The organism is Acinetobacter sp. 1125_18A, from assembly GCF_052824985.1.
This window is the reverse complement of record NZ_VTDG01000003.1, coordinates 65,290-79,345: the sequence shown is the minus strand read 5'-3', so window position 1 is coordinate 79,345 and position 14,056 is coordinate 65,290. Positions and strand designations below refer to the sequence as shown.

At 37.8% G+C, this 14,056-nt stretch carries 13 protein-coding genes and 1 riboswitch; of the genes, 1 reads left to right on the top strand and 12 read right to left on the bottom strand.

The window, feature by feature from the left end; all coding sequences use genetic code 11:
- Positions 1-52 precede the first annotated feature (52 nt).
- The 11 genes from FY049_RS05865 to FY049_RS05815 form a co-directional block, all read right to left on the bottom strand.
- On the bottom strand, positions 53-661 hold the full coding sequence (locus FY049_RS05865) for a DUF4303 domain-containing protein (RefSeq protein WP_056511508.1): 609 nt from the start codon (positions 659-661) through the stop codon (positions 53-55).
- Positions 662-743: 82 nt separating this feature from the next.
- Positions 744-1,988, bottom strand: a complete 1,245-nt coding sequence (locus tag FY049_RS05860) for a D-amino acid dehydrogenase (protein WP_056511511.1) — start codon at positions 1,986-1,988, stop codon at positions 744-746.
- 173 nt (positions 1,989-2,161) lie between these two features.
- Positions 2,162-2,250: riboswitch (glycine riboswitch) on the bottom strand.
- Between the two features lie 59 nt (positions 2,251-2,309).
- On the bottom strand, positions 2,310-2,951 hold the full coding sequence (locus tag FY049_RS05855) for an ankyrin repeat domain-containing protein (protein ID WP_446083352.1): 642 nt from the start codon (positions 2,949-2,951) through the stop codon (positions 2,310-2,312).
- A 14-nt stretch (positions 2,952-2,965) separates the two neighbouring features.
- Complete coding sequence (locus tag FY049_RS05850) at positions 2,966-3,625, bottom strand: Imm19 family immunity protein (RefSeq protein ID WP_224963606.1); 660 nt, start codon at positions 3,623-3,625, stop codon at positions 2,966-2,968.
- 18 nt (positions 3,626-3,643) lie between these two features.
- A complete protein-coding gene (locus FY049_RS05845) occupies positions 3,644-4,912 on the bottom strand; it encodes a D-amino acid dehydrogenase (RefSeq protein WP_151957670.1) in 1,269 nt (422 codons plus the stop codon).
- Positions 4,913-5,224: 312 nt separating this feature from the next.
- Positions 5,225-6,361, bottom strand: coding sequence for a rod shape-determining protein RodA (rodA, locus tag FY049_RS05840; RefSeq protein WP_446083351.1), 1,137 nt, complete (start codon positions 6,359-6,361; stop codon positions 5,225-5,227).
- Between the two features lie 101 nt (positions 6,362-6,462).
- Complete coding sequence (gene ispD, locus FY049_RS05835) at positions 6,463-7,182, bottom strand: 2-C-methyl-D-erythritol 4-phosphate cytidylyltransferase (RefSeq protein WP_446083350.1); 720 nt, start codon at positions 7,180-7,182, stop codon at positions 6,463-6,465.
- Positions 7,145-7,531, bottom strand: coding sequence for a cell division protein FtsB (gene ftsB, locus FY049_RS05830; RefSeq protein ID WP_056511523.1), 387 nt, complete (start codon positions 7,529-7,531; stop codon positions 7,145-7,147). The genes ispD and ftsB overlap by 38 nt, the downstream gene beginning before the upstream one ends.
- A 403-nt stretch (positions 7,532-7,934) precedes the next feature.
- On the bottom strand, positions 7,935-9,224 hold the full coding sequence (gene eno, locus FY049_RS05825) for a phosphopyruvate hydratase (protein WP_154130065.1): 1,290 nt from the start codon (positions 9,222-9,224) through the stop codon (positions 7,935-7,937).
- Between the two features lie 45 nt (positions 9,225-9,269).
- Positions 9,270-10,127, bottom strand: a complete 858-nt coding sequence (gene kdsA, locus FY049_RS05820; protein WP_004719923.1) for a 3-deoxy-8-phosphooctulonate synthase — start codon at positions 10,125-10,127, stop codon at positions 9,270-9,272.
- A gap of 30 nt (positions 10,128-10,157) precedes the next feature.
- Entirely contained in the window at positions 10,158-11,798 is a 1,641-nt protein-coding gene (locus tag FY049_RS05815; RefSeq protein ID WP_004719920.1) for a CTP synthase, read from the bottom strand.
- 229 nt (positions 11,799-12,027) lie between these two features.
- On the opposite strand from FY049_RS05815, the gene FY049_RS05810 reads away from it, so the two are divergent.
- On the top strand, positions 12,028-12,492 hold the full coding sequence (locus tag FY049_RS05810; RefSeq protein WP_166782396.1) for an internalin: 465 nt from the start codon (positions 12,028-12,030) through the stop codon (positions 12,490-12,492).
- Between the two features lie 144 nt (positions 12,493-12,636).
- Here the strand turns inward: FY049_RS05810 and FY049_RS05805 are convergent, their stop codons facing one another.
- The gene (locus FY049_RS05805) at positions 12,637-14,055 is read right to left on the bottom strand and encodes an aspartate ammonia-lyase (RefSeq protein WP_224963610.1); all 1,419 of its coding nucleotides are present in this window, start codon (positions 14,053-14,055) and stop codon (positions 12,637-12,639) included.
- Between the last annotated feature and the right edge of the window lies 1 nt (position 14,056).

Below are 14,056 nucleotides of genomic sequence, written 5' to 3'. Positions count from 1 at the left end.
AGTGCTGTGGGGCACATCACGTCCCTCAGCATTGAATCATAAGCATATTTTGTTAAGAGAAATCACTTTCACAGGCATCCATAAATTCATTGATTAATGCACTTGGATTGGCTCTTTTGGTCCACGAAATGGGTTCTTCATAATATTCAAGCTCATGAATAATGACTGGAAGATTTTTCCCAAATGTATCTTGAAGAATATTTTCAGAAAATAATTGCTGAACCATTTTGATTATTTGTGTAATAAACAATTGAGCAAACTGCTCGCCTTTTTCTAAAAGTTCATTAAATAGTGCATCATCTTCTTGTTCAGCATATTCCATCTGTTTTTGAGAATAATAAAATGGTGTTTGCTCAAACCATTGTGCCAAAAGCTGATCATTCTCTCCACCAATATCCCAAGACGGTTCTTGTAACCAATAGGCATAATTCCATTTCGCTTCAGCTTGACTCGAAGCTTCAGAAATTTGCGACTCAAACTGTTCAATGGTATTAAAGTTCAGCTCAACTTTGGGAAAACAAGGTTCATCATCATCACAATAATAGTACAAGGCCAAGGCGTACACATCGTGATAATTTTGTCCAATATATTGAATCGATTCAACTAACTTTACATAGCTCGTTTCATGCCAGTGCTTTTGAGTTGTTGATTCTATATTCATAACACACCTAATTATTTTTACCAGCACTCTGATGAATATGGACATTCACCAGAGTGCAAATACCAAAGTATTGCCTATATGATTAAATCGGATGCGAGCTTGCAATTTCCTGGCTAATCATCACAGCTGTTGCAGCAGACAACGTCCAGCCTAAATGTCCATGCCCTGTATTATAAAATACCCGTTCACGTTTTCCACGTTTTACCACAGGCATCATATTCGGCATCATCGGACGTAAACCCGCCCACGGGATACAATGCTCGGTTGAAATATCGAAATTCTTATTAACCCAATCTGTTAAAGGTTGGATACGATCTGAGCGGATATCTCGATTATAGCCATTAAATTCAGCGGTTCCTGCAATACGTAAACGATTAGCACCTAATCGTGACGTGACGATTTTCGCACTTTCATCGAGCAAGCTGACCCAAGGTGCGCCATTGATACTTTTTTCATCATCCAATTGTACGGTGATTGAATAGCCTTTTACAGGATAAACATTCACACGATCGCCCAATTGATTGGCCAATTGATAACTGCCAACACCGCCACAAATCACCACGGCATCTGCACTGAGTTGTTCGATTGCTACTGAGCTGCCTTCCATGTTTTCAACACTTGAGTGGTATTTAATATTCACCCCGTTGGCTGTGTGCTCTACATCAACAACTTCCATACCAAATAAATATTTTACCCCATATTTTTCAGTGGCTTTGGCAAGTCCAGTAGTAAATTTATGGATATCACCAGTTGCATCACCTGGGCAATAAAAACCACCATAGTATTCACCCATTAAACTCGGTTCGATGGATTTAATTTCTTCATTGGTCACTGCATGGCGTTCTAGACCACCTTTACATAGCAATTCATTTACACTAGTTGCAACTTTATAATCATATTCCGAATGATAGAAATGCAAGATACCTCGTTTTTCTAAGTCAAAATCAATGCCTTCTTGTTCAGCAATATTAAATAGCCTTTGACGTGCTAAAAGTGCCATTTTCACTGTATTTTGAGTATTTTCTTCATAGTGTTTGATGTTGCCAAGAAATTCAACCAGCCATGCATACTTGTGCAAATCAAAAGACGGATTGAGCAATAATGGTGCATTTTTTTTTGCCATCCATTTGATGCCTTTTAACACGGTGGATTTTTGATTCCACACTTCAGCATTACACGCAGACAATTGTCCACCATTGGCAAATGATGTTTCCATAGCAGGAAATAAATGTTTATCAATAACAGTAACTTGATAACCTAATTGAGCAAGTTCATAGGCAGAGGTAACACCTGTAATACCAGAACCGATAATGACGACATGACACATACGCACACTCCGTTGAAATGCAATATTTTTTTATTACATTGTCAATGTATGCCCCATCTGTCATGTGTACCTGAGAGCTTCGATAAAAACCTAAACTATTTAGGCCTTACCATCCCCTTCGGTGAGTCATTTCTTTTTTGTTTTCAATAGAATGACTTCTCTCCAGAGGTTTTACAATGATTACAGTCCTTTTGCCTGAGAGTTTCCGGGGTCGTTGCTCCTTCGGCGAGTCCGCAAGAGACTTCTCTCCTGCAATCATCTTTCCTTGTATTAGCAATTAATATGCCATGAATTTGTTCGAATACAAGTAAAATTGTTTAATTATTCTCTAATTTTTAAATCAAGTTCTTCAAATAGGTTTGGAAATAACTTGATCACCGATTCTCGCGTTGTTGTTGCTTGATTCAAATCAGCGCCATACTTTATCAATAATTGAAAAAGCTGTCGGACATCTTCCAAAGTTGCAACTGACAATTGATGCTGATCAAACCGTCTATTTTCAACATCTAAACAAGCTCTATGCAGCACTGTATTACCTTTACTGTCTTGAGAATTTACATCAGCACCTTTTTCAATCATTATTTCTAATAACATAAGTACAGCATCAAAATTTTCTTTCTTCCCACGAATTTCCATTTGACTTTTTTTAATTTTATCCCACGGATCAATTGGATACTCAAAGCGAGCCAATGCCACAATTGCCATCACAGCATCATGTAATACAGGCATATTCCAAGTATTAACTTCCGATTGATCCATATAATTAACATCTGCGCCATGTTCAATAAAAAATCTCACAGCCCATATGTTGAAGGTTTTAAATGCAACTTGTAATGGAGATAAACCATCATCTTTCTTCGGAGGTGCTTTAGCAACACAATTGACCAATTCAGGCTTTTTCTCAATCAGTCGTTGAATATTTTCAATTTCCCTATTTCTAATGGCTGTAAACAACGCTTTCATTGTTATTTTCCTATTTAATCATGCTTTAAAATAAGATTAATGGTTTTTATATGTTCCAAATCATCAGGATATAACTCAACATTGCGCATACTATGATTTTGTCGATTAGATATCCCGATTTGTTCATCCTGATAAAATTCTTGATTCATCCTTAACCCATTCACGATACAATTTGCAATGTAATCTTGTTGTCCTTGAAATGACGGAATGTTATTTAATCTTTTTGATATTTGAATTCTAACGTCTAAAGTCTGTTGAGGTTCAACACCCAGCATTGCTAACAATAGTAAGAAATGCTGATCATTCAATTGAAAACTCAAAAGCTCTTCTAGCGTAAAAAACCATGCTTCAAAGTGCCCACCCAGATTGCCTATATATAGATCATTGAGATAATAATTGATCTGCTCTTGAGCAAACTGGATATCTACCCGAATATCTGCACTAATTGAAAATTGATAATTTCGAATGCTATTATTTTCACTGGGTAGAAATGATTGATACCACGTGGCTAATTCTTTGTTATATGGGTCTAAGCCAACAGCTTCCTGAATCGCCTCATCTAAATTCAGCTCTTTTTCTTCATCAAAACCACGAAATAAAAGCAGAAACCAATGCCAAAAATGCACATTGGAAAATGAAATTTCCTGTTCTGCGACTTGGTGATTTTGATTCATATCGCCTTAACAATCATCTTAGTGATTCACTGAGTCATATCGGAACACATTCAAATCATCATATTCAATTTGTGGTGTGGTTCCAGAAATAATATCGGATAATAATTTTGCTGAACCACAAGACATAGTCCAGCCCAAAGTTCCATGCCCCGTATTGGTATATAGATTTTGATACCTTGTTTTACCAACAATCGGTGTGCCATCTGGCGTGGCTGGTCTTAAACCCGTCCAGAAATGTGCATCTGATATGTCACTTGCATTTGGAAATAGTTGTTGTAAAACCATAAGCAAAGTGTCTTCACGGCTAGATTTTAAAGAGCGATCAAAACCATTAATTTCAGCCATACCCCCTACACGAATTCGATCATCAAAACGGGTTAAGGCAATTTTATAAGACTCATCTAGGATTGTAGAAACAGGTGATAGTGCCGGATCAACAATTTTGGTGGTGATCGAATAGCCTTTTAATGGGTATACAGGAGCATCTATCTCCAATTGTTTGAGCATTTCATGACTATAACTGCCCAATGCCATGACATAAGCATCTCCCTTGATTTTGCTACCATCTTTCAAGTGAATCGCGGTAATCCGTTCAGGATCTTTTTCTATTGATTCGATTACCGTATTAAATAAAAAATTGACCCCTTGTTTGGCTGCAAGTTCTGCCAACTCTGTTGTGAATTTTTGGCAATCGCCTGTCTGGTCATTGGGTAAACGCAAACCACCAACAAAATCGACTGTTGCGTGGGCTAAAGCAGGTTCAGCCTTGATGACCCCAGCTTTATCCAGCAACTCAAAGGGTACACCTTCATGTTTTAAAACTTCGGTATCTTTGCCTGCCACATCCAATTGATGTTGTTTACGAAAAAGTTGTAATGTGCCTAGTTGACGTTCATCAAAATGAATCTTGGTCTCTGCACGTAACTCATCCAAACAGTCACGGCTATATTCAGAAATTCGTACCATTCGCTCTTTATTGATCTGATAACGATTGATATTACATTCAGCTAACATGCGCACCATCCACTGATACTGATGCATATCGCCTGTTAGCTTAATCGCCAATGGTGAATGTGGTTGAAACATCCATTTAAACGCTTTTAGTGGAATACCTGGTGCAGCCCAAGGTGATGCATAACCCGGAGAAATCTGCCCTGCATTGGCAAAACTGGTTTCTAAAGCCACATTGGGTTGTCGATCAATCACAGTGACTTCATGACCTGCTTGTTTTAGATAGTAGGCGGATGTTGTACCAATAACACCTGCCCCCATGATGATGATATGCATACTGAACCGAACCTTATACGAATTAATCGTCTTATAATAAAAATGATGTAGTTAGAGAAATAATTTATATGACTATTTTAATTTAGCACTTAGAACAGATTTAGCAATACCGATTTGATGTTGAAATGTCAGCTTTAACTCAACTTTAAATAGATAATTCATTCACAATATCACATGATTTTTAAACCATCAGAAAGCTATATAATCGATTTAATTTTAAGAAAAATAGTTTGTGTTTATGTTTGATACTATCCTTCTCTTAAAAGAGAGAAGGAATAGCTTTAGTTTGAGAAATTATAAATTGTGAAGATTTTATTTATGCGTATGGATAGACATAACAATACCAAAACTCGCCAATAACGCAATCACGGCTGATCCACCATAACTCATCAACGGTAATGGATCACCAGTCACAGGTAAAATCCCACTAACCATACCAGAGTTTACAAATACATAGAAAAACAAGGATAAACCAATCGTACCTGCCAATAAACGACCATAGTTATGGAAGCTGCTTAAGCTAATCATCATACATCTTAAAATCATTGCAGTGTAAAGTGCAAATAAGAAGAACACCCCAATAAAACCAAATTCTTCTGCATAGGTCGACATAATAAAATCAGTATGATGTTCAGGTAAATAGCCCAACTGAGACTGTGTTCCTTCTAAGAATCCACGCCCTGTCATTCCGCCTGAACCAATCGCAATTTTAGATTGGATAATGTTCCATCCTGCCCCAAGTGCATCTGACTCAGGATCAAATAAGGTCATAATCCTTTTCTTTTGATAAGCATGTAATACAAAAGTCCAAATTAAAGGGAAAGCCAATGCCAATGCCGCTAAAGTCCCAAGAATTAAAGTCCACGACATACCACTTAAAAACAGAGCAAACACACCACCAATCACGATACCAATCGCCAAGTCTGGCTGTAATAATGCCAGTACGAAAGGCACCATCATGATGATCAATGCAATCACAATGTGTTTAAATTTAGGCGGCAACGGGTTACGTGCAAAATACCATGCCATCATCAATGGCATGGCAAACTTCATAAATTCACTGGGTTGCATACTGCCAATCCCTGGAATGGTCAGCCAGCGCTTTGCGCCTAATCGAACATCACCGACCAATAAAACCAGAATCAACAACAAAATTGCGAACAAATAAAACCAAGGACTAATCGCTTGATATACTTTCGGTGGAATTTGTGCACAAATAAAAAGCAAAACAAAACCAACACCGAAACTCACGGCTTGTCGAATGACCATAGACATATCTTCAGAAGATGCGCTATAGACCATCAATAAACCCAAAATCGCATTGATAATTAAAAAGCCCAATAACCAAGGATCAAGGTGTAGTTTGTCCCACCTTGAAACTTTTTGATTAATACTTAAACCATCTCTGACTGATTGACGTAAAAACTTATACTGTGGCGATGGTGTCATGAATACAAATCTTAAACCTAGTTTAATCTGGTCAAATTATAGAGATAAATAGCGGTTGAGAAAATCAATCAATGCATAATTATTTTTTATTTTCATTGTTTTTACTTCTGTGATTGCAAAATTAACTTGGCTAACTCCAAATCGTCTGGATAGGTAATTTTTATATTGTCAGAACGCCCCATCACCACTTTGACAGGTTCATTGATATATTCCAATGCACTCGCCTCATCTGTAATGACAATATTATTCGCTAAAGCTGCTTCGATTGCAGTTTTAAGCTTTGAAAAGGTAGAAATTTGTGGTGTCTGTGCTTGCCACAATTGATCACGACTGACTGTTTTATTGATATCCTGCTGATTTTCAACGCACTTCAAAGTATCTCTTACAGGAATTGCAAGAATTGCACTGCTGTTCAGGTTTATTGCGGTATCGACTAAGTTTTCAAGACATTGCTGTGTCACACAAGGACGCGCAGCATCATGTACAAAAACCAAATCATCGGCTTGCGCAAATTGTTCTAAATAACGCAACGCATTTAAAACCGAATCAACACGTTCTGCACCACCCAAACAAAAATGGCTCAAATGTTTATTTTTTAATGGCAATGTTTGCGCATAATGGTCTTGCTCACCAACAGCGAGTACATAACCCGCAAGCGGTAAATCGTTTAGACGCGCTATGGTATGCGCTAACACTGTTTGATTTTGGATGACTTGGTATTGTTTAAGTTCGGTTTTTGAAAAACGACGACCTGAGCCAGCCGCAGGAACAATTGCCCAAATTTTACGGTTGTTCTGGCGCAGGTTCGTTGTCATCTTCATTGGTTCTTAAATCTACACTTGGATCGGTATAAATAGGTTTGTAATGGGTACTAATGGTACTCATCTGTACAAAAGTTTCATGTGGCTTAACTAGACCGAGGTCTAAACGTGCATGTTCTTCTATGGCTTCAGCACCATTTTTTAGATCATACACTTCGGCAGCAAGAATTCGGTTGCGTTCTTTTAACTCAGCATTGACTTCAGCTTGCTGTTCAATTTGCTCTAGTAAAGCTTGATGAGGGAAATGACCACCCTCACCGAACCAAAAGCGATATTGTAATACCACAACGATTAAAATCGCGAGTACTGCAATCACTTTACTTGAAGTTGTTTTAAAGACTTCTAACATGGATTTGCGTCTTGAGTAACAGCATTAAATTAAGATGCTAATATACATCAAATATTTTGTATGAAGAACACTAAACTATGCGAAAACTGCAAAACTAGAACAAAATAACTTTTCTTTCTTTATAAAAAATAAGTGGGTGATCAATAATCTACTTTGTAATTAAAAAACTAAAAATTATCTTTATGCTAAAAACTCACATATCGCGATATTATTTATTATAAATTTTCTTTTTCAATAAACTAAGTTAATTAAATTCTTACCTTAAATTTTATTATCAATCAATTACATAATATTAAATTTCTCTTAAAACATACTATTCATGATTATTTTTTAGCGTATAAAAAAGCCATTCCCTATATCAAATAAAAGAATGGCTTTTTTTAATTTAAATCAATAAAAGATATTAATTTAAACCTTTAAACTCAGCTTTACCGCGATAAGCAGCATGAGTCAATTCTTCAATACGAAGCAATTGGTTATATTTTGCAACACGGTCAGAACGGCAAAGCGAACCAGTCTTGATTTGACCTGCTGCTGTACCCACTGCAAGATCCGCAATTGTAGAATCTTCAGTTTCACCTGAACGGTGTGAAATCACAGTGCTATAACCATTCGCTTTAGCAAGATAGATTGCATCTAAAGTTTCAGACAAAGTACCGATTTGGTTGTATTTGATTAAGATAGAGTTACCTACTTTCTCATCAATACCACGTTGTAAAATCTTAGGGTTTGTAACGAACAAATCGTCACCGACCAATTGGATTTTATCACCAAGGATAGAAGTCAAGTAGCTCCAACCTTCCCAGTCAGACTCATCCAAACCATCTTCAATTGAGATAATTGGATATTGTTTAGCAAGACCAGCAAGATAGTCAGCAAATTGGTTGCTTGTGAATGCTTTGTTACCTTCACCTGCAAGAATATATTGACCATTTTTGTAGAATTCTGAAGATGCACAATCAAGCGCAAGCATAATATCAGAACCTGCTTTATAACCAGTTGTTTCAATTGCAGAAAGAATAACAGTAATTGCTTCTTCATTTGAACGTAAGTTAGGTGCAAAACCACCTTCATCACCAACTGCAGTATTTAAACCTTGTTTTTTCAATACAGATTTTAAAGCATGGAAAATTTCAGCACCAGCACGTAAAGATTCAGCAAAAGATGTGAAACCTACAGGCTCAATCATGAATTCTTGAATATCAACAGTGTTATCCGCATGTGCGCCACCGTTCAAGATGTTCATCATTGGAACAGGCATAGACAAAGTTGTTTGACCACGAAGATCTGCAATGTATTGGAACAATTCAGTTTTCTTCTCAACAGCAGCCGCACGTGCAGCCGCTAAAGATACAGCCAATGTTGCGTTTGCACCTAATTTTTCTTTGTTTTCAGTGCCATCAAGCGCAATCATTTTGTCATCAAGCGCTTTTTGTTCAAATACGTTTTGACCTTTTAATAAGTCTTTGATTTGACCATTTACGTTTTGAACTGCAGTGCGAACACCTTTACCCAAGTAACGTGATTGATCACCGTCACGAAGTTCTAAAGCTTCACGAGAACCAGTTGAAGCACCAGATGGTGCACATGCACGGCCAACAACGCCAGAGTCTAGGATTACGTCTGCTTCGATGGTTGGGTTACCACGAGAGTCCAAAATTTCACGTGCACGAATGTCAACGATTTGGCTCATGAATAATTCCTCAGTTGATTAAAAATAAGATGCTTTCTAAGCGCATCAATGTGTATCTAACTTTTTGAAACCTTTAACTAAGGTATCCAATTCTTTTAACTGCGCTAAAAACGGCTCAAGCTGTGACATACGTAATGCACAAGGACCATCACATTTTGCATTTTCAGGGTCTGGATGACTTTCTAAAAATAAACCTGCAAGCCCTGTTGCCATACCCGCACGTGCTAAGGTCGTGATTTGCGCACGACGACCGCCTGCTGAATCAGCACGACCGCCCGGTGTTTGCAATGCATGTGTAACATCAAAAAATACCGGCACATTCATTTCTTTCATGATATCGAAACCCAGCATGTCAACAACTAAGTTGTTATAGCCAAATGACGTACCACGTTCACACAAAATGAGCTTGTTATTACCCGCTTCTAAACATTTGTTTAGAATATGGCTCATTTCACGAGGAGAAAGGAATTGTGCTTTTTTGATGTTGATAATGGCTTGAGTTTTCGCCATTGCTTCAACCAAATCAGTCTGACGACTGAGAAATGCAGGAAGCTGGATAATGTCAGCAACTTCAGCGACAGCTGCAGCTTGGTGAGGTTCATGAACATCGGTAATAATCGGAACATTAAAATGCTTTTTAATGTCGCCTAACCATTCGATGCCTTTTTCCAAACCAGGGCCACGGAACGAATGTAAGCTTGAACGATTGGCTTTATCGAAACTGGCTTTAAAGACATACGGTATCTCTAAACGAGTACAGATATCGACATACGTTTCTGCAATTTCAAAAGCCAAGTCTTTCGACTCAAGTACGTTCATGCCGCCGAATAATACAAATGGCAAGTGATTTGCCATTTGTATATCGCCTAAACGTACAATTTCTTGTGGTTTTAATTGTGACATTTAAACTTCCTAGTTTAAGTTCTTACATACTTACTTGCTGTTTTGGTGCTGCTTTTTAGCGGCATCGATAAAACTCGCAAATAATGGATGTCCATCACGTGGTGAACTTGTAAATTCCGGGTGGAATTGTACAGCAATAAACCAAGGATGTTCAGGAATTTCTACAGTTTCAACAAGATGTTGCGCTGTAGAATAACCCGAAATTTTCATACCTGCCTGTTCAATTGCAGGAATAAAACGATCATTCATTTCATAACGGTGACGATGACGTTCAGTAATTTCAGCTTTGCCGTAAACTTCACGTGTTTTAGTGCCTTCAACCAATTCTGATTTTTGTGCACCTAAACGCATTGTGCCACCAAGGTTTGACTCAGTACTACGATGCTGGATTTCACCACGTTCATCTAACCATTCAGTAATTAAACCAATCAATGGGAATTTTGTTGAACGATTAAACTCTGTAGAAGTCGCTTCTGGCATAGCAGCAACATGACGAGCAAATTCAATCACGGCCAATTGCATACCTAAACAAATACCCAAGAAAGGTACTTTGTTTTCACGGGCATATTGAATTGCCTGCATTTTGCCTTCAGTACCACGCTCACCAAAACCGCCAGGAACCAAGATTGCATCGATACCTTTTAATACTTCTGCAGGATTTTGGCTTTCAAGCTCTTCAGCATTGATATAGTCAATTTGAACTTTGACCCGATTTTGAATACCCGCATGTAAAAGTGCTTCATTGACAGACTTATATGCATCTGGCAATTCAACATATTTACCCACCATCGCTACACGAACTGTGTACTCTGGATTCAATAATGCTTCAACCACATGATCCCAATCCGAAAGATCGGCTTCAGGTAAGCTGTCATAACCAAAACGTTCACAGATTAAATCATCAACGTTTTGTTCATAGAATGTACGTGGGATTTGATAAATTGAACGTGCATCTTTACACACCACAACGGCACGCGCTTCAACGTTTGTAAAGAGTGCAATTTTACGGGTGGTATCTGCGTCAACATCATGTTCAGTACGACAAATCAGAATGTCTGGTTGAATACCAATCGACAATAATTCTTTAACAGAATGTTGAGTTGGTTTGGTTTTAAGTTCAGCAGCAGACTTGATATAAGGTAATAAAGTCAAATGCATCAACATGGTACGTTTATGACCAAGCTCAACCATCAACTGACGTACAGATTCCATGAATGGGAGAGATTCAATGTCACCTACTGTGCCACCGATTTCCACAATGGCAACGTCATAACCTTCGCCTGCGCGAAGAACACGTTCTTTAATATTATCCGTAATATGTGGAATAACTTGTACTGTACCGCCGAGATAATCACCACGACGTTCTTTATTTAAAACGTCTTGATAAACACGACCTGATGTAAAGTTATTTAATTTGGTCATTTTGGCACGACGTAAGAAACGCTCGTAATAACCCAAATCTAAGTCAGTTTCAGCACCATCTTCTGTGACAAATACTTCACCGTGCTGGAATGGGCTCATAGTCCCAGGATCGACATTAATGTATGGATCCATTTTGACCATGGTTACTTTTAAACCACGGGCTTCTAAAAGTGCAGCAACTGAAGCAGCTGAAATACCTTTACCTAGTGATGATACAACACCACCAGTTACGAATATAAAATGGGTCATTAAGTTTCTCGTACAATGGAGCCTAAATTGGCCTACAATGTTGTGCGATTTTACTTTACCTTGTACCAAGAAAGCAAAGTCAATTCACATCAATTCATAGAACAATAAACAATTGGCTATTCTATCAGCATTTCCAATAAAAAATTAGCACTTGATAAGGTGATTTTTAAATATCATTTTGCTGTTATACTAAGTAACATCTCTTTAATACGTTTTGTTTTGAGTCATTATGAATAAGAAATTTTTAATTTGTGGTGCAATTGCGACAGCGCTTTTGGTATCTGCTTGTGTAAAAAAAGAAGAGCCTAAAGAAGCTGAGCCAGAGAAAGTTGAAACTGCTCAACCTGCGACTTCTGAACCGACACAGTTTGAAAGCTTACCAAGTGTTGAGCAGAATAATGCACAACAAGTCGAAATTCCGGCACATGTAGAAGTTGAACGCACAGAAACAGCAAATACAACCACTGAAATTCGCCGTGAACCAACGCATGAAGCCCATGCAACTATGCCAAGTGCGCAAGCGGAAAATAAACCTGCTGCGACTGAGGCGAAGCCTGCAAAAGCAGAGTCAGTAAAAACTGAAACTGCACAAACCAAAACACCAGCACCAAAAGCAAGCTCTGGTTCAGCACAATCTGAAGATGATGCTGTTGCCGCTGCTATCGCTGCTGCTACACCAGCTTTGAAAAACTAAGATTTTGCATCGCTAAAAAAAGGGAAATTAAAATTTCCCTTTTTTTATAACTCCGTATAAGTATTCAGTTGCATATGCCATATGAAACTTAATTTCTTATGACAAGTCATGAATGAGTTTGATTGTACCTGTAGCTTTTAAAAACTAAGCCGCATGCTGCTTTGGCTGAACCATATTATGAACAGCAAGTACATCTGCTAAAATTTCATCTGAAAGTAATCCCTCAGCTTTGATCAAAGCCAAAACACTCTGCCCAGATTCATTTGCCATCTTTGCAATTCGTGTGGTGGTTTCATAACCTAAATATGGGTTTAGCACGGTAATGATACCAATTGAGTTGTCCACTAAATGCTGACAATGCGCTGCATTGGCACGGATATTTTGAATGCATTTTTCATTCAGCATTTGCATCGCTTTGCCTAATAACTCAATAGATTCAAATAGTTTAAGCGCAATTAATGGTTCAAACGCATTTAATTGTAGTTGACCACCTTCTGCAGCCAAAGTAATTGCTAAATCATTTGCAATAATTTGATAGCACGCCAAATTCATCGCTTCAGGAATTACTGGATTTACTTTTCCTGGCATGATTGAACTACCGGGCTGACGTGGTTCCAATTGTATCTCACCTATACCAGTACGCGGTCCACTCGATAACAAACGTAAATCATTAGAGATTTTAGACAACTTGGTTGCAGTACGTTTGAGTAAACTTGATAAAAGTACAAAGTCACCCATATCTGTAGTCGCTTCAATCAAATCAGGCGAGCTTGAAATGTTTTTACCCGTGATTTCTGATAAAGCTTGAATCGCATTTAAGCGATACTCAACCTCGGTATTAATCCCCGTACCGATTGCTGTCCCACCTAAATTAATCACACTGAGTGAATCGGGCATAATATGATTTAACTTTTGCAAATCATTTTGTAAGGTATGTGCAAAAGCACTAAATTCTTGCCCTAAAGTCATCGGTACCGCATCTTGTAACTGAGTACGTCCCATTTTCAAGATATCAGAGAACTCTTCAGCTTTGCGACTGAGGCTTTCAATTAGTTTTTGAAACGGTACGTTGAGATGATCCAATGCAAATAATAGACCTATTTTTATTGCACTTGGGTATACATCATTGGTCGATTGAGACATATTTACATCATTATTAGGATGTAGATATTGATATTCGCCTTTTGCATGACCAAGAAACTCTAATCCAATGTTTGCAATAACTTCATTTGCATTCATATTTGTAGAAGTTCCTGCCCCACCCTGAATCATATCAATAGGGAATTGATTATGGTATGAACCATTTATTAATTGCTGACATGAATGCTGAATCGCTTTATATTTATTTTCTTCAATTTTATTTAATTTAAAATTAGCCTCTACACAAGCAGACTTCACCATAGCAAGTGCTTGAATAAAAATAGGAAAATGACTTAATTTATGCGCACTTAGGTTAAAGTTCTCAACCGCTCTTAATGTTTGTACACCGTAATAGCAATGAAATGGGACTTCTTTCATTCCCAATAAATCTTTCTCAGTTCTCGTTTTAATTTCAATGTTCATT